This window comes from Paenibacillus mesotrionivorans (assembly GCF_046098205.1).
Taxonomy (GTDB): domain Bacteria; phylum Bacillota; class Bacilli; order Paenibacillales; family NBRC-103111; genus Paenibacillus_AR; species Paenibacillus_AR mesotrionivorans.
Genome location: NZ_JBJURJ010000007.1, coordinates 105,996 through 129,664, shown reverse-complemented (window position 1 = coordinate 129,664; position 23,669 = coordinate 105,996). Strand labels below are relative to the sequence as shown.

Genomic DNA, 23,669 nt, shown 5'->3' with positions numbered 1-23,669 from the left:
AACTAATCCATTTCAGCCTTACTTTCGAGATAATTTTGTATCTGACCCTCCTCCCAGAGTAGGGTGTATCCCGCCCTTGAACTCAATGGAGGCGCAAGGAATCCTTCCGATACCAAAGATTGCATTAGCGATAACACTCGCTCCTTCCTCACTCCCAAAATTCGCTGCAGATCGGAGCTCCTGGTGTTGTTTGTGGTGCAAATAAAATATTTCATTTGCTCCAGAAGCTCTTCATCCGTGCGATTCTCATCCTTCAGGCTTCTAACGTTCGATCCAGACACCGGATGTTCCAATAACCCTTCTTCATCCAGTTTTCGCAGTAGCTGGTTAGCTGCTTCGTAAGGTAACTTCAGTTCATACTTCAGTATTTCTTCCGATATGTTTCCGCGAGATTTCAATATTTGTTTGGCCAGAGAATAGTTTTTATCCAGCTCAAATCCTTTCGCTGCTGTACTCTTTAGGACTTCCCGTGGTTTTCCTCCCTCATATGGACCAACATGCCCCATTCTTTCCATGTCCTCAACTAGCTTGGCTGCCTGGCTATAACCGATGCGCAATCTACGTTGCAGCAAAGATACACTGGCTTGTCCAGCCTCATTGATTACCTGGAGAGCTGATGTTAACAAATCCGGTTCTCCTTCTGCGACTTCGGCGTTATCCTTTGAGGAGTTATCGAATGGCCCAATGATGTCCTCCAGCTCCATTTGTCGTTCTTCCAAGTTCTGCATATCCCATTCCTCCAGGGTTCCTTGATTTTTCTCTACCCAATAACTCTTCAACCCCGTAATAAAATCTGTGGCTTCGGAGTCCACAACAGATACACTGGCCGACTGGAATCGGCTGGTGGAGCCATTTGGATATAAAATCATGCCGTCTCCGAACCCCATCAGATTAGGCGCTCCCCGGTCCAACACTGTCCGGTAGTCCACGCTGCTCTGCAGCCGGAACGACACCCGACAAGGCATATTGGCTTTGATGATCCCCGTCACTACATCCACACTTGGCCGCTGTGTGGCCAAGATCAGATGGATGCCAGCTGCTCTCGCCTTTTGCGAAATACGCTGAATTGCATCCTCTACCTCTGCTCCGGCCACCATCATCATATCCGCATGCTCATCTACCACAACAAGGATATATGGCAGTTTTTCTGATGCCTTTTGGTTATATTCCAAGATATTTCTGACGCCCAGCTCTGCCATTTGCTCGTATCGCTTTTCCATCTCAAGAATCACTTTATTAAAGGCAAGCGCAGCCCGGCGCATGTCCGTTATGGGTGGTGCCAGCAAATGAGGGAATCCCTTATATATGGCTAATTCCACAGCCTTGGGATCAATCAGTAATAACTTCAACCGTTCCGGTCCGCAACCCAGCAGCAGTGAGCCTAGCACCCCGTTAACAAATACCGATTTGCCTGAATTGGTTGCGCCGGCTACTAGCATATGCGGCATTTTGGTGAAATCCGCAAATAGGGGATTCCCCCGCATATCTTTGCCTAATACAAACGGCAGCTCGGCCTTGTTCGCAAATTCTTGGTACCGGGGATCTGACATGACATCCCGCAAATAGACAAAAGCACGGTCTGTATGAGGGATGACAAAAGATGCAGAACTTTTATACGGCGCTGTTGATACTTCAAACCCTAAATGGCTGCCCAGGTGATTAGCCAGGTCCTCTTCACGCTTCTTAAGAGCTGTGAGCTGGACCTTGGCCGGTAGCCGAAAAGAGATGGATTGCAGCGTGGGTCCAGAATCAATGCTCAGGATGTCCAAAGGTTGATCCACATTCATGCCACACATCTGCATAGCACCGGACATAAGGTCAGCAGCCACATCACCGGACATAGTGTCTGATGGTCTTGGCTTGGGATTTACCGGAAGTAAACTGTGCGGTTCAGACAGCTGAATTCCCCGCTGTCTATATGGATTGTCCTCTTTGTCGGCTGGAGCTGTGCGCCAGGTACCGGACATGTCCGGTACCGTGACAGGTGGATTTGATAATGGACTGGCCTGCTCCGCGTGTGAATGTACTAATTCCTTACGTCGATTGAACAAATGTAGAACATGACTGCGGTGTCTCCATATTTCACGAATGACACCCACTCCAAGTAAACCCCCGCCTATCTTAAACAGCAAGCCGGTTACATGCTCCAGAGTATCTAAGCTGTACAGAAGTGCTCCAGGCAAGAGGAAGAACATGCTTAGTTCAAATATCTCCTCAAACGGATGTTTTTTGGGTTTTGGATTTTGCCCCTCATCAGGCTCTTGCAAGAAACTCATCCCCTTCCCATTTTCTCCAGCAGACTTCTAAAACCATTCAACAATTTTGTCGCATACATCTCTACTACCGGCCACCAGGAGTCCGCTTGTGTGGTTAAGAGACCAAACACAGACCTGGCGTTCCGCAACAGTACAAACCCCAAAAAAATACCCAGACCAGCTAACACTTTCCACGTCCAATTGGGGATCCGAATCTTCCCGGCTTCATCCCGGGACCGCCATAAATAGATACAGAACAAAATGAAGCCAATTATCAGGAAGCTCTCCAAGGTAACTCACTCCTTCAGCTGGCGACATCCGCCAAAATGGATTTAAAAAACTGACTTACCCCCAAGTACCAGCCACGATGTTCTGCATATACTCCTTGCGGATTGCTTGGATCATTAAGCCAAGATATAGGATCAGCTCCAGCAGGACGATTTTGTGATAGTTTTACAATAGTCTTGGCCGCGATAATGGCACTTTCTCCTGTTGTTAAGGTGGCCCCTTGGCCAGAGCACCAGCAGCCAAACACATTCCAAGGATTCTTTACAATCAAATCTGCGTGATTCCCATCCTTGGGAACAAAGGACTGCTCCTGTCCGGTAATGGCAATAAGCAGATAAGGACTAATATTCTGGGATTGTCCGGCACGGTCAATCTCACCAAGAATTTCAGCATTGGCCAACGCTGAATTCCGTTTTCCCAGCCATTCCTGCATGAGTGAGATGTTCATTTTCTTATAGGCAAGCTCTGTCGGGACCACATTTGTGGGCGGTTGCACATAGTCCAGAGGAGGCACCGCCACGCCGTTCAGTTCTACTTGAAAATGGAGGTGAGGTCCCGTGGATCTTCCCACCTTCCCCTTGCCGATTCGACCCAATAACTGACCTTGCTCCACCTGATCACCTGGACGTACATGGAGTGCTGTCTCCAAGTGGCCGTAAATCGAAACGAGACCTCCTCCATGATCAATAGACACCATGACACCGTAACCGGAGGCACTACCGGCTACAACTACCTTGCCAGCGGCCATAGAATAAATGGGCTGCAGCTCCGTATTACTAGCCCCTTGTTCAGAGGCAATATCAATGCCCAAATGGGCAGCATCCCGATCAACGGAATCCATATATCCCGATGTCATGTACCGGACAGTGGGTACCGGCCACAAATACGGTTGACCGTTTGCATTCACTTTCGTTGGAGCACTCCACCAGCTATAATTGGCTCCACTCCCCAGATCGAAATCTCCTTTTTCTGAAAAGAGCAGGAAGGGCACCCAGAATACCGTAATGAATAAACCAATCAACATTAATACAAGAAGGACAATCAACAATGGCTGGCTCACAATGATGCTAATCAACCATTTTTTCTTTCTGCTCCCCACAACGGCCTGTGTCATGACCTTATCCCGCCTTTAACCCACGGGTCTTATATAATGCTGCCTCTTCCGGAGGCACATCCATATACAACTCGTCATATTGGCCATGGTACTCCAGGATGTATCGTTTGGAATCCACGTTTTGAGATATCTGCTGCTGGATTTCAAGCGGTATGTCTGAATGGGTTGCCAGAGAACGAATGGCAGACTGCTCCATATAAAAATAGACCCGGATACTGGTGTTTTCCCACATGCCGCGACCTTCGGCTGTGTCTAGCATAATGTCCGGTGTATTGGATCCCAATATCATCAGACCATTCCACTTCCGGATCGCCGTATACCAACCAAAGACGGCGCTCCGCAGCTCCGGATTCTTCAACTGCCGCTGGCCTTCATCCACCAGCACCGCACTGAAGGTCTTACCTTCAAATTTATTGAATTGAACATTGGCGTTAACTTGGTCAAACGCCATACTCATTTTGAGCTGCGCTTGCTTCGCGCGCTCATCTTTTTCATTGGGGTCGGTAGAACCGGTTCCTACCTTATAGACCACCATAGGTGCAGCATGAAAGGCCAAAGGTTCCGGAACTTGAAAAAGGCCGTCATACACTCCACCATCGAAATACATCTCAATTTTTTCGAGCAAATTGAGAGCATGACGGCCACTCCGTCCTTCTGTTCCCGCACGACTCTTTATTTCCTGGAATAGACGATGAATGGTAGGCGCTGGTCCTTTTGGATGATCCCATGTAGAGGACATATCTCGCCGGATCCCAGCTTGCTCATAGACAGATTTGATGGCGTGTCCAAGCTCAGTCAGCTCTCCCTTTGCAATCCCGTCCGCTAAGAGCGAAATGGTGCGTATGGTAGTCTGTACCGCTTGAGCATAGCGCCCTCGATTGTATTGGATACAATCCATATCCAATTCGGGCAGCTCTGGCATGATATTCATCGGTTCGAAATACCGGCCATTATCCGCCGTGTGATCGATATAGACGCCGCCTACATCATCGCAGAGGTCCCTCCATTCGCCGTCCAGGTCAAATACAAAGACACGAATACCTTCCTCCAATAACGAACCAACCAGGGCTTTCATGAAAAAAGACTTCCCCTGACCAGTCTTTCCAAATACAGTAATGTTCTGTGCCCGGGGATCATCAGGAACGCACAAATTGACGAAACAAAAACTGTCGTCCTCCGAGCGCCTTCCCACATACTGTCCCTCGTCTTCTGAGAATCCGCCCCTGGTAAAGGGGTAGGTCTTCGCCGCCAAAGTATCCATCGTTGCACGGCCATAATGACGCTTTAAGAAAAACTTACTCCGTTCTGTATCCAAGTCGGCAACCATACTAGTCTGCCGCAATGCTTCTACTTGTTCACGGCGCAAATCGTCTAAAACACCGCCTACATTTTCGAACCAATTTAGAAGAGCCTGATAAGCTGCATCAAGCTGATGCTTTTTGGCTGCGGTAAGAGTCAAGAAGGTCCAGACATCAACCAATTTCGGCTTATTGCTCTGGAATTGCGAATCACGCAATACCAGCAAGGTATCATAGGCATCCTTTTCAGCTTTCCGGGCTAGGTCATAGGTTGTTTCTGCGGATATATTTTTCTCCAGGCGCTTCAGCTTGTTCTTCGAAGCCATATTCCACTCAACATCCGCTGGCGCATATCGGATGGTCTTTCGCAGTGTTGCTCCGGCTTCCCTTACTACATCATCCAAAGCATCCAAATATCCGGTCAGTATAATAGGTGGATAGTCCTTTATAGCGACCACACGCACATAATGGCCGTCCTTAACGCTTTTTCCTTCGGCCACAGCATTTACCCGTATGTGGTCCTTCTCACGCTTCCACGCCTTTACAAGCCGTTTTGCTTCTGCTAACAATTAACTCACGCTCCTTCCCAGAAAGTGCTGCCGCACATCTGGCTCTAAAGCGATTGGTTTCCCTTGGAATAGCCGTTGAGCCGCTCCAGGAAAGACCGGGAATCGTTTAGAAATAGCCGCGTCCCAATGATCTCGGACCAAAACGTCCATATCCACTTCAGCCTTGTTGAGCCATACCGGTTCACTCCAAGCTGTTGCAGCACGCTCCCACTGCGTCCAGTGGTGGTAATCGGCATCCAACACGGCAACCATCTGTCCAAACACCTTTAATTCTTCCCGCCAAGGGTATAGCCAGGGCAGATCGATGACCACCTGAGCGGATGATTGGAGCAACTCCTGAAGTTTGTCTTGTACCGACTGTATCCCGCAAGCTTCCTGGGTGGGTACCCAAATCGACAGCCCCGGCACCCATCGGGAAGTATAGAGTGTCCACCCCTCCTCTGTAGGTCCCTGCAAAGGATTCAAGACGGTTAATGTGCCATGGTCCGGTGCTAAATCCATGAGGGCTACCGGGTGCTCTGCTGTGCTCTGAGCAACCGACCAATTAGCAGCAAGAAAGGTCTTCCCGCTGGGAACTGGGGAGGTCAGTATTAAAACCTGCGGCATGTCAGGACCCTTCTCTTCGCAATACGATTCCTCTAGTTGCAATGCCTTATCTTCTAGAGCTAAAACTTGCCCGCTCTTGTCTTCATTTTCTTGTGGTACCTCCTTCTTATTACACGAACGCGCTTTCCTCTTCACTGCAGCAGTTTGCACTTTTGTCCAAAGGGCATGCCATTCACGTCGAATAAAGGTAATGAATCGCTGCCAAAACGAAAGCTTCTTCTCTTGCACCGGTTGGATTGAAATTGGTTCGGCTTCTTCCACTGTCTGAGGATTCTCTTCATCAGTCCATTGGCCTTGACTTGACTGCCATTCTCGCCAAGCAATTGCATCCCATTGACGGCCCAGCACCTGTGCCGCGGCATAACCCGACAACATCTGACATTTCAGTCCAGAATGCTCTAGTATAGGAAGAACGCGGTTTTTCCGTTCCCGTAGATCTGCCAGCAGCCGATAGCGTCGCAGCTCTTCTTTTGTAGCCCCTTCCGGCTCATCATCACGTTCTTGTAAGGATAGCCGGTACTCTTCAATGGACAATCGCAGCACATACACCGTTCGTTTAGCTTGGGGGCGCTCCGGCGTATCCTTCTGCAGATTGGCACTGCTCTCATATAGACGCAGTCTTCTTTGCGACAAACGCTCAATGCCCTCCGTGGCCTTGGGTTTACTCCGTTTCGCATTCCATAACTCCCATTGGTAGTCCGGAACCAAATGAGTATCAACATCCACGGAAAAGTGTTCCCGCACTGCAGTGCGGATAAAAGCTTCCAAAGCTCCGATGCGGTTACGTTTTTTTGCTAATTCCGCTGTATGCCAGGGGGGAGGCTGCACATGCAGCACCATTTGCCAAACAGAACCACTCTTAAACAACCAGCTATCCTCCTGGGCACCCAGCAGCTCTGGCAGCTGCTCCCCCGAACCTTTTGAGGCAGAAGTCCAATACCTGTACAATCTGCGTATACGATAAGGTACATCCAGATAACGCGCCCCTGTATATACAAGAAACACGCCAATAATCCAGGCCATCTTGATAAGGAAGAAGAGAGGCAAGAAAAACGGGATACCTCCCACGATAAGGGTTACCGCTACAATCCAACCAATGTCCGGTAAGGTTAACCCTAGAAACTGAATATCCTCCCGGACATCCCCCAAGAGTGAAGCCTGCAGCAACTCCCTTTCTTCATCTTGAAGCTCATTGTGCATGTGCCTCACCACCTTGATCTGAACTCCGAATCGCTTGCTGCTTCAACGCTTCAAAACTGCCCATATCCATTCCCTTGGGGGGCACACTCCCATAATCAACTGGAACCCCGTCTAAAATAACCATGATCTTCCCATTGGCTGCCCTCCAATATGGGGTCCTCTCTTTTTTGTATGCGGTAAAAAATTTACTAAAATCCTCTTTTTTTAATGCTTTTACAAGAACCGCGTTTTTCTTCGTATCCACTGATACCACATCCTTCAAGCCTGAATCAGCTTTTAAGGCGCTTTCTAGGTCTCCCAAAAAGTTTGAACCTGATGGCATGTCGAAGCGAACCACCTGCTGATGTTTTAACGGTTCCAGAATTTTCATGGCTGCCTCCATATGTGCAGATGGTATCCATACACCAGAGGAATCATTCCTCACCTGTGAAATCCACGGCAACGTAGTTTTATGAAGCTCCAGAAGCTTCATTGCAGTCGCACTGTCCTCTTGATTCAACGGCAGGCGGCTTTGCACAGGCATATTGGCTTTCAAATCATCAACAATCCTGCCTCCCTGCCTTGTTTCCCCGCCAATCTGCTCAATTTCTTTCGAGGTATAGCTAACATAGACGTTTTCTTTCATGGTTCCCAATGTAAGGTTGCCTGTCTTTACCCCTGTAGCTTGTAGCTCCGTCATAACCCCTTGCAGTGTGTTTTGGTCACCAGCCACATAGATGCTACTGGTTACCGGATCCCACACCATGTCCTTACCATATTTACTCTCACTCCTAATTTTGGCTGCTGCCTTATTCATGAGAGCATGATCATTTCGGTCAATATCGATTTTGGTGGTATTACAAAACCCTTGAGCATCCAATTGTGCTTTTATTTGGGTAGCTGGTAAGTTCTGCAGACTGTGCTGGGAGGGAAGGAACATAACCTGAGTCATGGTTCCCGTTTCGGTTAGCTTTAAATCTGGTTCCTGGTATACAACTCCTTGGATGGACTCACTGATCCCACCCGTTAGAGCTGAAGCTATTCTTTTCCCATATTGCCGAGATTCCTGCATACGTTTGCCGTACTCGGAAATTTTCTTGCTCTTTTGTGCCATGTCCAATCCGCGCTGCTGGATTTGCTCGCTTCCCAGACGTTTGCCAATGTTATTGATAGTTTGGGAAGCAGAGACGCCGTATTTCCCCATTTTCTCTACGAACTCTCCACCACCCAAAGTGAGTGGTTGAGTCACTGCTTTAAAGAGTGGTTTCATCCAAAAGAAGAACAACACAATAATTAATAATATGGCACTAATGCATGACAAGTAGATGGGTGTAATTCCGATGGATGTTGACAGACCTATACCGGAACCATAATCTGTCTGTGCCTTCACAAAAATACCCCAGTGCAAAGCCATTACGTAACCGACAATTAGCGTTCGAATATATAAGTTGAGGAATCCAATAAGAATTTCCATCTTTCCAGTAAAGGCAGTCGCCGTGATCCAGCCTGATACAAACAGGGCCAATAGCATCACAACAAAGACCTTGAGGACCGAGACCAGATATAAAGGGAGCACCTCAAAAAGTGTAACAATAAAGAGGCTGAACAAACCGCCTTCCGTGCTGGCAATGACTTTACCCGCTGTTTGGGACACAAGAGTGGGATTGGTCAATGCTTCAGTTCCAATAACAATGGCTTTCACAACCTCCTGACCGGAGAGACCTTGGTAATTGATCGCAACCGTCTTGAGCATGCTGGACAGGGTGGATTGTGTAAACCAATTCACCAAAACATTGATAGAATTGATTATGGTTAAGCTGAAAAACACTGAAATGAAGCAAATCAGAAACACTTTCAATAATTTTGACATTTCCTTTTTGCCACGCACAATTTGCTGCGCCAAAATAAGCAGTGCAAATAAAAGCGCTACTAAGCCTACAATGGTAAAGACACTCCAGCCTGCTTTTACAAATGCAATCTCTGCAACCCGTGGAGTAAAGAGGTACACTTTGGCAAACACACCATACAGGGGAGCTAAGGCGTCATCCACCAATCCGATAATAAAATTTGTTAACGCATCCTTGAGCAGCTTACCCGATACCAAATCCTGCAAGGTACTCCACATGGCATCAATTTTCCCCATGAGCCGTTCGACCCAATCCGGAATGTACCAAGCGACGCCTCCACCTCCAACGGGGGTATTGCTTCCGGTTACTCCGCCTTCTTCGGCATAAACAAAAGGCATTCGCAATAAGAAAATATACAAAAATACAGCCATTAGTGTAATGCGCTTTTTCATTTAAAGCCCCCCAACAGCTTCATGTATACCCATGTACTTTCCAGGATGGAGTATATGGCCCCACACAAAAAAATCAACCAAATGAACAAACCTACACCCATCCGTTTCCAAAAATCCATATCCTTTAGCTGTTTCTTCCCGGCTTGTATGGCAAATAGCCGAAAGATGAGCTTAAAAATCCAGTAAAAGAGAAAAACGACACAAAAAACGCTTAACACAACACCCGCGATGGCAAATAGCCAATCTAAGGAGTTCAAGGCGGTTGCATTAATTCCGTACATCGTTTTCATTTGACTCAGGTATTGTTCATTTATTCCGGAAGCTGTGGGATCACTGCCTTCTATATCCTGAGCAATTGCAATACAGGGGGCTAAGCCCATAGCCCCCAGCATGCTCATTACTTCAATGAAAGGTAATTTATACTGGCCAGGTGATTTTAATGGCATGCTCCTTCACCTCATTAACCATGCCTGTGGTCTGTGGCTGTGTTGTAGTTTCACCAATATCTTGGTTACTGGTCCAGTTATAAATCTGTTCGAGCAAACCCCAAATTCCGCCACTAACAAACAAGAAGACCATGACTACCACGAATAAAGATTCGATCCAAAACTTTTTGTCAGACAAAGATGCTTTTGCTCTTTTGATCTTCCACAAATGAGTAATGATCCCGATCACGCTGAAAATCAGCAGTCCAATGAGCAGCAACGTAACTGCAATCATTACGGGGGAAAAAATAAAGTCCAGTCCATCAAGCACCTTCCAGTTGAACCCCATCTTTTGCTTGATCTTGGTAATCGGATTCTCGTCTGCCGCAAACGCAATCACCGGCACCAGTAAAGACAATAAGCACAACATGAGCAACGTAAACAATCGTTTCATTTGGACATAGCCCCTTTATTAAAGTAGGTTTAACGTAGGTTAAGCCATTTTGTATTTGTTAAATTCCGCTCGACGTGCTTTTAAAGTAGGTTTACAGTAGGTTTTCAAGGGAATATTTAATCCCATCCACCCCCGGTAACAGATTTACTGGTTGATAAACGATTGCCACCACCCAGATGAGGACAGTCAGGACCAAACAGCCGTTTACCACCCAACGCTCCACTCGTCCTCCATTGCTAAATAAATGCAAGGCCACCTTCATCCTTGGGATGATCAACGATTGAATTCCCTCGCTGCCTGGCAGATCACCCACGAGGTGAATCCACCACCCTACGATCAGTCCTGAAGTAATAGCCACTGTGTACCACGGCTGGCCCTGGACCAGTGATCCTGCACCAATCGTTAGTACCAAAGCAAATTCGGGCGTATGAATAACGCCTCGATGCTTGACCAATGGGATGATCATGGCGCTGATCCCAATAACTGCAATAAACCAATGCAGCTCGTAGACCATGTATGCATAAAGCAGCCACGCACCAACTCCCAGCAAAATCAGCTCTCTTAATCTGGCCAGCAAAGACAACAGGACACCGGCTCCGACCAACAGTAATCCGGTTTGCTGTACTTGCTTGGGGGTCAGCGGAAGATGGAAGCGATCCGGAATAGTCCGCAGCACTCCCGTTGAATATAAAATGCAAATCACTGCTCCCAGGACAAGGAGAAGAAGTCCCCAATGCCTGAATTGCTTCCTTGTTTTGGGCGAGAATGGTGCCACCCACCCGCTTACCGTACTTGTCTTATGGTCGATATCCGGCAACAGGGAACCCACACCCACTGCTGCCAAGGTAACCCCAGCTTCGACTATATGCTGTTCCGGTTGAGGCAAACGCCATAGCAAATACGCACTGCCTAAAAATAGCCCTAATGCGATATGTCCATTTTTATTCATTTCACCTTCACCTCCTCCCATTCGGCACGAAAACGTAAAAACCGACCCGGTTTCACCCGAGTCGGCTATGTTTCAACACCTTTTTGATATTACCAATGTACCAGGAAATTGGGAGTCCGCTGTCCGCAAAAAGTATGATTTTTCAGCTGCGTATAAGGCGTTTCCCACCATCAGGTAGGATTGTTTTTAAGAGGTCCGCGTAGACTCCCTTTTTCTCCTTCGAGCTCCATTGTAAAGGTTGATATGGAACCTGGTGCAACCTAATACCCATTAATTTCTGCTGCTCCTTAGACAACGCTTGCTGCATACGTTTAAAGCCATCATCGTCAATAAGATGGACCAGCACATCTTGAATTTTTCTCGAATAAGGCCGATTCTCCAACCATTGCAGAAAAAACGCGAAATCCCATGGGGCTCCTCCTATTGTAAGAAGAGGCAGATCAGCACGACGAAATTCGAGGCGATGAATGGCCGGTGCTTTTGCATGAAAGGCATGTCCCATGTCTAGTACAACTACATCGTAATCCTGAGCAGTCAGATCCACAGCTCTTTCTAAGCTTTGATTAGGGTAATAATCTACACCCTGAAGATGATACCCCCCAGGATAATGGGCATCCTCCACCAAGCCTTGAATTAGACTGGTGTAAACCAATGTCTCCTCTTCCTCTATTACTTCCACACATGCAACCGTGCGCCCCATTCCAGCTGCATGCAAAGCAAGTTTAATGGCACTGTATGTAGCGCCAGAGCAACCCTTTATTCCGGCAGTAGATAAAACTAGGCTACGCTTATATACAGCTTCCTTTTTCCGACCTTGATGGGACAAGAGATAGTCCTCTTCTTCTTCCAATGCTGCAGCTGAAAGCCTCGGGAGTCTCATCCATTTCAATTTAGCTTTATCATGTTTGGGTGGGTTATTGTCATTCTGAGCTTGAATAGAAGGATATCTCTGGAGCAGCTGCATCTCCCAGTTAGAAAGCTCCCATACTGCATCAGCACCGTATTGAATCCATTTTCGTTCTATTACTGGCGTGACGTGCTCTACAACAATAATTTTCTCAATCTGTGCCTGCATGCAGTCAGTTAATTCCAACATGTCAGCAGCCATTTCCTCTGCCATCACACACAGCTTCGGTACATCCTGGGCCAGTTTAGTCATAGCCTCATCTTTTGTGCAGTAATGGATCGTTATAATATCTGAATCTGTAACGGCCCCTTGCATGCCTACAACAAGCACTTTATCCAAGATGTTCATCCCCTTTCTCTAGCGATTCACACCATACTGTTCCCTCGAGCCCAAAACTTCTTAAATCCACTGGTCCATAGGTAGCAGAGGCATTTTGTAAGGATTTCAGCACAATTCTGACCATCTTTCTTGATTCCTCTATAGATACGTTCCCTTCCTTTGCCACCAATTGCATTGCCTTATAAGATGCCCACTTTTGCTCTTTCGTCATATCCATTTTCATGACTCTCCTTTTGGGGCAAAGCCGCGGCAATGCCCCATGAATAATTATTTGTCTCGAATCAATTGCCAGTAGTCATCCGTCTGCTCGGTGCGGATCTCAACCTCCACCAGATCCTGCTTGCGCGTGCCATTGCTATAGATGACTTCAAAAAGGAATGTTACTGATCCCTCTGATAGATGATAGAACTCTGGCTTATATAATGATCCTTCCCATTCATTCCGGGCACCGCTGGTAAAAGAGAGATGGTCCCAGTCACCTGTGTCGACCAGTGTTACCCAAACTTCATTTGCTTGGACAGTGCTTCCTGTTTGAATGTTGGTAGTGGAAGCCATCAGCATGAATTTTTCCCCCGCAAGGAATTGATTTATCAGCCAAGGAGATTCTGGATCGTCTCCTTTATCCAAATTTGATTTTTGCCGGTTCAAATTCCACTGGGTGGTGTGATGTACCTGGCCTTCAATACTTAATGGAAGCACCGTTATACTTTTTGTTATACTATTAGCCGCTCCAAACGGGTCAACGACCGTTAATTTAACATCGTAATTTCCAACCTGTGTCCATTTTGGGGGATGAGCAGCATCATAAGCTAAGCTTGTCCCATCAGGAGCCTTGATCTCCCATTTTTCCAATAGTTCGTCTCCATCCGGATCAGTAGATAAGCTGGTAAGAGTCACCGTATCTCCTTCGTAGACTGGCTTAGGCGACCAATCAAAGTCGGCCACCGGTGGCCTGTTTAATATGAAAAACTTAGGGGAACTGCTGACAGTATCATATCCGTCTGAAACGGTCACAACGGCATAATAAGTGGTGCCACCGACCAGCACACCGGGGGCCACATTAAACCCACTGGCTGTACCAGTATCCGAGCCTTGAATCATTAAGCGGTCGCTGCCGTATTCGTATATTCGGAAATGCCAGCTTTGCTGCTGGTCCCCATCCAGGTCCGCATAGCTCCATTCCGCTCGGAACGGGGGAATATTGACGCTGGGATTGTCTATGTCTGGGCCGCTTGGTGTAGTCAGCTCCACGGTGGGCAGCCGATTGATGACTTGAAGCACCTGGGAGGTTTCCGCAGCTGCGCCCTTGTTGTCTTCCACCCGTTGCCGGATGGTGTAGCTCCCCAGGGTATTGAACGTGCGATTCCAATTAGGTTCGCTTGTCCAATGCTGATCGATCCCTGGGCCGCTAATCCAATAGTCGTGTTTGACAATGATGCCATCCGGATCACTGGCCATGCTCACGATGCCCACGCTCTCCCCCCGGAAAGCCGGGTTCGGCGCCATCGTAAAGCCCGGTACCGGAGGTTTGTTGTCATCCACGCTCACCAGGAGCTGCACGATATTACTGCTGTCGCCAACGGGATCCACGACCCAATGCTCCAGCTTGTAGGTACCGCCCTGCGTGAAGGTCAGGCTGATAGTGGAGCCGCTGTAGCTGTCCTCCGTCCCATCCGGCGCAGTCACCTTCCAGTAGTAGGAGAGGTTCCCGTTGTCCTCACTGTCCTGATCCGCACCGCCGCTCTGGTAGCTGTGGGTTTGCCGGATCAGCACCTCCTGCTTGCCGTGTATGGCCGTGGTCGGCACATGGTTCAGCACCGTCAGCGGCTTGGTCTTGGTGCCCGTCTCTCCCTTGCTGTCGGTGGCCTCCAAGGTGATAAACCAATTGGGGGAGACCGCATCCTTACCCAATCCCCGGTCTCGAATAATAAATGCCGGATCCTTCCCGGTAGACAGATGGCTCGTGTAGGGCGGCTTCATGATGGACCAACTGTAGGTCAACGGATCGCCGTCCGGATCATAACTTTTGTTCGTCAGCTGCACCAAGTCATCACGGTACACTGGACTTGGCAATTCAAAGTCTACGACTGGCAGCTTGTTAGGAGGCAGAACAATGTTGGCAGTGATTTGCTGGTCGTACCAGTCAGACCAAGCACCATATTCATCCATAACAGCCTCACTGACCGTATAAACACCGGATTCCGTGGGCCGCGTCAGCTTGCCTTCCTGCTCCAGCCCGCTGGGCGTAATGTACTTGTACTTCCGTGCGTAGATACCACGATTGGATGCATATACCGGCGACTCTGTGGAATAGTTCCAATTTGACAGCCACCGGTCCGGATCGTAGCTTTGTTCGTTCCACCCCACCGTGCCATCCCCGTTCAGCCAGAGCGTAAATAAAGCAACGGGCCTGCGGTGGACGATGATGTTCCGGCCAAACTGATTGCTTTCGCCTCGGTAATTCCCGAACACCTCGCTCGGATACGGATATTGTGGATGGGGGTCATCCTTCAGCCAGTGGGTCACCCGCCATACACCTACCTTATCCAGACTCGGAAGGTTGCCGTGATCTGTTCGCCCGTTCATGCCAGACCATCCACTTTTACCATCACCTGCATCCAGGAACTTGTTCGGGTTCGTTTGAATGAACTTCCACCAGGTCAGTTCTAAAGGATGCGGATCACTTTCCGTGTCCTCATAAGTGAGGGCATATTGAATGGTTTGATCCACAATGACCGTATCCTTAGTTAGAGAGCTATTGGATGATGCGCGATCCTGGTAGGTCACATCCTTAAAGGAGACGTTAAACAAATCCGAGTAAGGACCGAAGGTGCCCGATGCAAACGTGCCGTCATCTATGCTTAGAAGAGGAACCCCGTTTACATAAGCAGTGTGCTTACTCCCTGCAGATCGGATTTGCAGATTGTAATAGACATTTTTATCAAAAGAATAGGGTTCTGACTTAAGCAGCGTCTCATTACCTTCTACAATCTTCACAAAATTCAGCTTATTCGTGCTGACTTGCAACCTCAGCATATTCCGGCGATCCTTAATTCGGAATGACATCCCCGCGGTGTTGCTACTCAATCGGCTTTCATCTGTATATCGGTACTTAAAACCGATTACACTGTCTGACAACTGTGGAATTTGAGAGTTGATGAGCTGCGAATGGGCCATCAGCGGCCTATTTCTATACGGAACTTGTTTTACACTGGACCAACTGTAATGACTAAAGCTGGTTTCATCGTAATAGCCCGTAAATTGATACGTATGGGAGATGTAATCTGTAGTGCTATCGTTTTGATCCGAATTGTAGACTGCTGGCAGGATCTTGCCTCCTCCTTGATTGATCACTTGCATTATATTTATGTCGAAAATAACGTAGTAAGTCACCCCGTAATTGGTCTGGTTATTTCCTCCACTCTGAGTTTCATTACTTAAACTGAATAGGAGGCCATCCCCTTGCAATTTGGAATTCTTCATGGAGGGATTATTGTATATTAGCTGCAAATCCTGATCATAAATCTGCAATCCCATATCGCCCGTCACGATTAATTTATTTTTATAGGCATAAAGGTTTGTGATATTATATTCAAAGTCCGTACTGGATAGGGATACGCGGTTGATTAAGCTACCGGTACCTGCATCTCTTACCTCCACCATATTATGCATAAATCCCCACTGTTCTCCGTCCTCATCCGAATAAGATCTTGCCTTTGCACCGATGGTAAAGAGACGAGTCTCGTCACCGTTATACATTAATCCCTTTGGAATCATCCGAAAGCCTTGTGGACCATAGGGGCCATTCTCCGCATAGGCTAGACTTACCTGCCATACAGTGTTTCCTGCTGAATTTTTCTTGGACAGGCTATAGTCGTAGCTGTTATTGGGAATGGTCACGGTCGCTCCATCCGCTCCCGTAAGTGGGAGATAGCTGGGTTTATTCTGTGTGGGCAAAGTAGAACGGTCATAGTCCATTTCAGGCCGGGTACCCTCAATCGGACTTCCCCTTACAGGCTTCGCATATTCCCGTAAAAGGACGGGAACCACTTGAAATTGGGCATCATACAGGTTAATGGGCTGCCAGGAAGAAAAGAAACTGGAGAGCCGATAAACCCGATAACCAAACCCATCCCATAAATATCCCCCTTGAAATATGATCTCATCTGCAGCTGTATTGACTCCCGCTAGAATGCCGGCCTTTCCTGAAGGAAATGTGATGCTCTTTCCATTCCCTTCTACCTTTGCGATCTGTCCCGCTAAATTCTGGATATATATCTCTGTATAGGGTTCGGTCCAATCAGAGTATGTCCGTTCATAAATGTATATCGTCCCCCGGCCAGCCAGATAAATGGGTCTTATTTGTCTGGTCGAATCACCTGAGTAAATCAAATCCCCTTTCTCTTGCAACAGTGTACTTGCGTTAGGATCAACTGTTCCATATTGCATGAAATCTTGGGAACTCCAACTGCCCTTAAAATTGGCCACATAAGAATACGTTCCCATCGAACCATCCGAATTGATTTTCCAGTTTTTCTTAACGTTGTCCTCAAACGTTGAGGTGGCATTCCAATCGGATGGGTTCAAAGATACTGGAACCGTGGGGATTACCATCGGCTCCTGAACGAATGAGGACATTTCAAAGCTTACCCAAGGTGAGTCATTAACCACTTCTACATAGAAGTAACTGGTATCATCTTTTTCCAGTGGAGAAATTTCTACGGCCCGTATCTTGTATCTGTACTTCCCCACCTTGTCATATTGTCGGGTCAACTTTCCGTCATTAAAAGAGAGGGGCACCAGGGTTTCCCCATCATATATGCCATCGTTGTTGGCATCATATTGCTCCCATATTTCAGTTGGCTTTAAGGTATCTCCATCCGGGCTGTATGAGGCATCCTTGATTGTAATCGAGGATCCCCGAATTGCTTTTCCTGGGGCCTTACCTAACGCCACAGGCGGCAAGTCTGGGAGAACGGTCAGCGTATGCCGCGCTTCTTCCAAGGATGGCAGGCCTCCGTTGTCCCATACCTTCAGGGTGATGATTTCAGTCCCAGGGGTGTAATAAACTGTTTGTTTATTGCCCCACTCATCGCGGCTATGGTTGATAGATCTGCCTTTTACCGGACTATAGCTGGAGCTGGAATCAAACGCTTCGGTCAGGGGCCGTGCTTCCTTAACCGTTCCCGGTCCTCGAATGACAGCAACCGGATTGGGAGGAACCACAGTCACTTGGGCTGTGCTGGATCTTGCATTCCCGCATACATCCGTTCTAGTCGCCTTGATCGAATGGCTCCCTATGTCCGCATTGGTGAAGATCATGTTATAAGGAAAGGAATAGTATTCTTCATCGTCGTTGGGCTGGTAACCTTCATAATATTTTTTCAACCAGGAACTCGACTGAGCTGCCGTTTTCCAGTCCCAGGTGGTAAAGGTTCTCGGATAGGATCCGGAGGGTGGAGCTTCCGCATCTGGCCGCTTAGCCATAACCTGCACATCCACATAATCCCCCACCACTGCTGAGGTAATGGCTTCCCATGCTCCCCGATTTCCATGTTCGACAAACCCTACTGAGAAATCTAGGTTAGGATTATACGAGGAGCAGTTGGTGGGGCTAATAATCTGAAAGGTTTTGGGTCCAGCTGAAGCAGAATTGCCGCTAGTGGATACAACCTTTAACGATACACTTACAGTACCGGTTGTAAGCCAACGGGGGGATGGAGGGAATCCACCCATGGCAATGAAGGCATTATTGGCAATTGTCTCCGTATGGCCATCCTGGGAGACTGTCCACACGTACTCTTTTAGTTTGTGCCCACCACCAGTTACAGAGGATCCGATGGGCCTGGCCCAATTCTGTTCACCAAACTCGATCACCGGCTCCTCAATATCAAAGTTGGCCACGATCTTTTCCTTGTCGGGCGTTGGTGTAGGGGTTGGCGTCGGTGTTGCGCTTGCACCAGGCTTATCTACATACGTTACTCGGATTTCGTTGGGGTACCGGTAGGTGTGGCTTACAAAGGAAGTTTCAAATGCCGCGAAGTAGACATTGACCTTGTCAGCATCGGTGCTGTAATAATAGGCACCCTCCGGTTCAAACGAGAAGTCCTGCTTATATCGGATACGGAAATTTTGTAGGTCCCCTATAAAGGTTTCCTTCCAGTTACTGCTGTACGGCTGTACCGATATATCTGGTTGACCGCTTGTTCCATAAGGCCCCTCAATTTTTTCATCAGCCTTTGTTTTGATATCTACAAAAGAAGGATTCAGATCTACAAGGTTGAAATCCCATTCTTGCCCTTTTGTCAGATTTCCAGGTGGATTTTCTGCATTAATTTTGAATCCCGATGTGCGGCTCCCGCCCAAGGTCAACCTATTCTCTTCAGCTGCTGGGGCTGTAGGCAGGCCATAACTATCCAGTTCTCCTATCCCCCCGACTGTCCGGTGCTCACTGCTGCCGTCAGGCAAAATAAGGTCCGCCTGCCACTTCGTATCTCCTGGAGCTCTGTACCAGGCGTAGTATCCTTTGACTGTGGAGTTATATGAGGATGCGACCTCAATAGCTGTCCCCGCATAGCCAGTTACGCTCTTGCTCCAACTAGCTTGGCCTGACATATCAGTGTAGGTCTCAATAGGGCTCCCATCCAGCATCAGCTCTACTTTAGATATGCTTTTGCCTGTGATGGCTTCTGCGGCCAATGGTAAATCCAGTGTGGCATGACGGCTGTAGGCTGCCTGCCACCCAACAGTCGCCTGCCCACTATAGTTAATTGGATAGGACACCGTCTGGGCATGTGCAGTATCACCCGTAAAGAGAGGCAGCAGAATCATCCACAGCATCACCCCCAATACGGTTCCCACCGCCAGCACTTTGACCCTTCTCTTCACTTTCATCTTGGCACCTCCAGGTGTTTGGTTGGTCAAAAAAAGAAAACCGACCCGGTTGTCCGGTATCGGTTTCCATAATGACCTATCTTCTGAATGTACCCAGTATAGCAGGGTAAAAGGCTTGCGTTGTCCGCAAAAAGTATGGTTTCGGGTTTAATTTATGGATTAATAATTGAAGGTGCCCAGGAATCAATCAATACTCGTTCTGTTCCTCCAATTCCGATCTTTGGTGCAGATATCTTGATTCCAAAATAATTGTTGGTGGGTAACTGCTTTGGGATGATAATAGCATTCAGGTCATTCAATTTTTGATGAAATACCCTAATTGGCTCAATGAGCTTTCCCTTAAGCATTTGCATGCTATCTCCCTGTTTTGTACCTGCTGTACTAAAATTGACCTCATTTCTGGATGCGTATGCAGAAGTATCCTTGTTATAGTCCACGTGACTGACCAGGACAAGAATATAACTGCTGTAATCTTTGACGGGAAAGCTATCCTTCACATTACGCCCCGTCCATCTTAATTCATCCCTTGGCGGCAACAGTGCCCATCCGGGATCTTGCAGATCATTCACATTAATGGCCACCAGTTGCTCCACGGTTCCCTTCCATAGCCCGTCCGGAGTAGCCAGAGTCAATTTATCTGTAGACCAATAATCCGTGGAAGAGACCTTACTGAAAAACTCCGGCATAACCGTGAAAATATTGGTTTGATGCCACAGCAGCTCCGCCCGGTTCACCGCATGTTTATCTGCCTGCAGCGACTGCCCAGCCTTAACCTGGAGGATACGTTCGATGATGGTTACGGACTGCGCTCGTGTGGTAGTCCCTTCCACCCCCAAGCTGCCCGTGTCATCCACACCTTGAATCAAACCGGCCTTGGTGGCCTGGTACATCCATTGGTTTTCATTTTCCGCCTGCAGACCCGCAGCCCGTGAAGCCATCCGCGACATCTCCAGCCGGGTCATGGGTTGATCCCACCCTGTAAAATCTGCAGTCTTATAGAAGCCTTGAGTAGTCGCAGCGGACACATACGGCTGGTACCATGCTCCACCGGACACAGTACCGGCAGCATCTACCGGCACCTTCAGGGCTGTAACCACCAGCTTGGTGAACTCGGCCCGCGTCAATGTCCCGTCCGGACGAAACGTACCGTCCTCATACCCATCCACATAACCCTTGCTCACCGCCAGTTCTACCGCGGCCTTGCTCCAGTGGCCGTACAAGTCGTGGAAAGATACACCTGCTGCGAAAGAAATTGAAGCCGGGATTGTACCGGCCAAGGCTACTGTAATGGCTAAAGACCATTTCAAAAAATTTCTTTTCATTTATTCACGCTCCTTCCTTTAATGAAGGTATCATTTCTGGCAGGTTATATAGTTCTTCAAAAGTATGATTTATGTATTGTATCGTCATTCAATGTACGCTTACTCTCATTTTAATGCTTCGGGAGGCAATGTAAGCTGAACTTCGTCCAAAAATTCTATCAGTTTAGCCATTATGATCGTGTCACTAAATGAAAAAATTTCTCTGATTGATTTCATTGCATATTTGATAAAGCTAAAAACGATTATGCAGAGAAGAATAACCACCCACATTTTTGACATATAGCCAATAGCCTGCATTTGAGATGCACTATTTTTTCCAAAGGAATATTTCACATATTCTACCCATATCGGGCCAATAAAGGCTAACGCAAGTCCTGGTGCAAGAAGGGGAGGGAGCTTATTACTTTCTATCTTCTTTTGTAGAATTTCTTTGATTTTCACTATTTTTTTGTCTGAGTATAAATCGTATTTATTTAAATAATCAACCATTTTCTTGAGTCTCATCTCATCAAATTCCCTTGTTCTCCACCCTTTTCCGTTTGGGCGGATATTGTATCTCCTTCTTAATATTTTGATAGCCTTTCTCTTTAGAGCCACAGGAAAAAGAATAAATAAAATGATCGATACAAAAAAATATATAGGGATTCCAATGTTTTTGAAAGACATTGTTACAATCAAATTGACTATGAATAAAATATTAGAAAATATGAAATTAAAAATGGAAAATTGAGCATACCGGTAAGTAAGCTTCATATGCTTGAAGACCAAACTATAGGATGTGATGTTTTCTTTATAAAATCGAATAATATCGTCTGTCAATAAATCATCCCCATTCGTATTGGCATATAAATACACTTTGATTTTCTCCTAAAGCAACTCCATTTTCTTTTTCAATTTGGCTTTATCCGGATTCGTGTATAAAAGCGTTGTGTTGATATTAGAGTGTCCCGCCTGGTTGGCAACCTCGTGAATGGTGAAGCCTTTCTCAAGAGCATTGGTACAATAATAGTGACGGAGCTGGTGAGGCGTAATGACTTTGCTATACCGCTGAAAGATACGATTCACAACCGTTCGATCTAATGTATCGTTCTTTTTACTGACAAAGAGATACGGGGAAGAACTAGCGGTAGTGTATTGAAGCCGATTCTTCATATATTCTCGTATGGCAAGAATCAATTTCGAATTCATAATTACATCACGCTGTTTATCCCCTTTCCCATTCCTTATGATACATTCTCCTGTCTGCAAGTTTAAATCCTTCAACCGAATAGAAAGCGCCTCTGATATGCGCATGCCGGTATAAGCAAGCAAGGTTACAATGGCGTAGTTCCGGGAGTCCTTGCTTCCAAGCACCTTTTGCATAAACTGCTTGACTTCGATCTCACTTACCTGAGTTGGAGAGGCGTAGGCAGTCTGGACTTTTATCATGTCGGTTTTATGGATTACTGCATCTTCTTGTACACCTTCAGCTATGAGAAATTCATTATAGCTGCGCAAGCTGCTCAGCTTGTGGTTAATGGTCTTGGCATTTTGGTTTTTGACATTTTTCAGATAGCTAACAAATTCAAGAATATTTTGGCGATAAAGTACGGTACAAACTTGGCCAAATGAATCTTGAAACCATTTCAAATAAATTTTCACATTCAGAACATATCCTTTTATCGTGTTGCCACTTTTGCCACTTATTTTGAGATAGTCCTCAAATGCATCCAGTGTAACCATGAGTACGACCGCCCTCCATTCAGCAAGCAATTGTGTTGCATTAGGAAATGGCATATTCCATAGAAATTGTGTTGCATAACCCAACTTAATTGTACCATTTAAACCCATATTATACAACACAATTTATATTGTGTTGTGTTTTACAATGTCATGAATAGTTGTGCAAGTATACCTTCTAAGTTTTCTGTCGCAGATTGCCCTTGGAATTCACAAAATAAACAATCGCACATTATATGGGGAAAGCCCTATATAGATATATCCTATAGAATAACTTTGACTGTCCTTAAAATGTCGAACAGCGACAGCCAAGGACAAGAAAAAATGTCCTAAACTGTCGCTGCTTAATTTGCATTAGTATCCTATTTATTAGTATTGAGACTAGATCCAGCCTGGATCTTGGTGTAGATCTGCTCCAAAAACACTTTAATCAAGTCGATCACCTTTCCACAATAGTTGGAACTCAGCAGAATATTCCGGTAAGGTGTTTCCTTTAGCAAGTCGTACTTCTGTACGTGGTTCCCGAGGTTTTGTTCAACGAGCAGCTGCAGTTTCTTATTAAAGTCGGGACCATGATGTGCAATAATGTTTCTCATTCTGTTTAGCTCCAGGATCTCCTCCCATAACCCCTGATCCACTGATATTCCTGTATACTTTTCAATATATTTCTTTGACCGCCTTATCCCGCGGTCTCTTGTCTGCTCCTCATCGGAAGATGGAAAACCTCTTGTTATATGAAGAATTTTGCAAACCTCAAGCAGTTCTCCTTCAAGAAAGGAATATATCGTCAGTACCAAAGACGAGTAAAAATGATTTGGATATATGTTCACCGCGGTATGTAGTTTTTCTTGTATATACAACTCCTGAGCAAGCATGCTATAAGAATCGCTAGACTCCTTAGTATCATCCTTTATGTCGGAGAGCATTTCTGTAAGAGCCTTTTCCCCAAGCAAGTTATATCCGTGCATGTGCTTTATCATGTAATCGAGAAATGTTTTTCGAACAAGCAACTGATCCAAATGATATCATGCCTCCCCCTCAACATAATAACA

Annotated in this window: 15 protein-coding genes; all 15 read right to left on the bottom strand. The window is 46.8% G+C overall.

From position 1 onward, the window contains the following. Positions 1-2: 2 nt before the first annotated feature. The gene (locus ACI1P1_RS12195; RefSeq protein WP_416216665.1) at positions 3-2,267 is read right to left on the bottom strand and encodes an FtsK/SpoIIIE domain-containing protein; all 2,265 of its coding nucleotides are present in this window, start codon (positions 2,265-2,267) and stop codon (positions 3-5) included. 292 nt (positions 2,268-2,559) lie between these two features. Further along, positions 2,560-3,657: a M23 family metallopeptidase gene (locus tag ACI1P1_RS12190; RefSeq protein ID WP_416216664.1), complete on the bottom strand. Its 1,098-nt coding sequence runs from the start codon at positions 3,655-3,657 to the stop codon at positions 2,560-2,562. A gap of 4 nt (positions 3,658-3,661) precedes the next feature. Further along, positions 3,662-5,524: a VirB4 family type IV secretion system protein gene (locus tag ACI1P1_RS12185; protein ID WP_416216663.1), complete on the bottom strand. Its 1,863-nt coding sequence runs from the start codon at positions 5,522-5,524 to the stop codon at positions 3,662-3,664. Continuing rightward, positions 5,525-7,330, bottom strand: a complete 1,806-nt coding sequence (locus tag ACI1P1_RS12180; protein ID WP_416216662.1) for a P-loop NTPase family protein — start codon at positions 7,328-7,330, stop codon at positions 5,525-5,527. Further along, positions 7,320-9,608 carry a hypothetical protein gene (locus tag ACI1P1_RS12175; protein WP_416216661.1) on the bottom strand — a complete coding sequence of 763 codons (2,289 nt, stop codon included), beginning with the start codon at positions 9,606-9,608 and terminating at the stop codon, positions 7,320-7,322. The genes ACI1P1_RS12180 and ACI1P1_RS12175 overlap by 11 nt, the downstream gene beginning before the upstream one ends. Beyond that, positions 9,605-10,054, bottom strand: coding sequence for a hypothetical protein (locus ACI1P1_RS12170; RefSeq protein ID WP_416216660.1), 450 nt, complete (start codon positions 10,052-10,054; stop codon positions 9,605-9,607). The genes ACI1P1_RS12175 and ACI1P1_RS12170 overlap by 4 nt, the downstream gene beginning before the upstream one ends. Further along, positions 10,026-10,487: a hypothetical protein gene (locus ACI1P1_RS12165; RefSeq protein ID WP_416216659.1), complete on the bottom strand. Its 462-nt coding sequence runs from the start codon at positions 10,485-10,487 to the stop codon at positions 10,026-10,028. The genes ACI1P1_RS12170 and ACI1P1_RS12165 overlap by 29 nt, the downstream gene beginning before the upstream one ends. Before the next feature lie 91 nt (positions 10,488-10,578). Then, positions 10,579-11,436 carry a metal-dependent hydrolase gene (locus ACI1P1_RS12160; RefSeq protein ID WP_416216658.1) on the bottom strand — a complete coding sequence of 286 codons (858 nt, stop codon included), beginning with the start codon at positions 11,434-11,436 and terminating at the stop codon, positions 10,579-10,581. A gap of 142 nt (positions 11,437-11,578) precedes the next feature. Then, entirely contained in the window at positions 11,579-12,682 is a 1,104-nt protein-coding gene (locus ACI1P1_RS12155) for a hypothetical protein (RefSeq protein ID WP_416216657.1), read from the bottom strand. Continuing rightward, a complete protein-coding gene (locus ACI1P1_RS12150) occupies positions 12,675-12,899 on the bottom strand; it encodes a hypothetical protein (protein WP_416216656.1) in 225 nt (74 codons plus the stop codon). Before ACI1P1_RS12150 ends, ACI1P1_RS12155 begins: the two co-directional genes overlap by 8 nt. A gap of 50 nt (positions 12,900-12,949) precedes the next feature. Then, positions 12,950-19,576, bottom strand: a complete 6,627-nt coding sequence (locus ACI1P1_RS12145; RefSeq protein WP_416216655.1) for a PKD domain-containing protein — start codon at positions 19,574-19,576, stop codon at positions 12,950-12,952. Between the two features lie 152 nt (positions 19,577-19,728). Then, positions 19,729-20,898 carry an S-layer homology domain-containing protein gene (locus tag ACI1P1_RS12140; protein ID WP_416216654.1) on the bottom strand — a complete coding sequence of 390 codons (1,170 nt, stop codon included), beginning with the start codon at positions 20,896-20,898 and terminating at the stop codon, positions 19,729-19,731. Between the two features lie 105 nt (positions 20,899-21,003). Further along, positions 21,004-21,753: a hypothetical protein gene (locus ACI1P1_RS12135; RefSeq protein WP_416216653.1), complete on the bottom strand. Its 750-nt coding sequence runs from the start codon at positions 21,751-21,753 to the stop codon at positions 21,004-21,006. Between the two features lie 12 nt (positions 21,754-21,765). Next, positions 21,766-22,620, bottom strand: a complete 855-nt coding sequence (locus ACI1P1_RS12130; RefSeq protein WP_416216652.1) for a tyrosine-type recombinase/integrase — start codon at positions 22,618-22,620, stop codon at positions 21,766-21,768. A gap of 359 nt (positions 22,621-22,979) precedes the next feature. Then, on the bottom strand, positions 22,980-23,636 hold the full coding sequence (locus ACI1P1_RS12125; protein WP_416216651.1) for a hypothetical protein: 657 nt from the start codon (positions 23,634-23,636) through the stop codon (positions 22,980-22,982). Positions 23,637-23,669 lie beyond the last annotated feature (33 nt).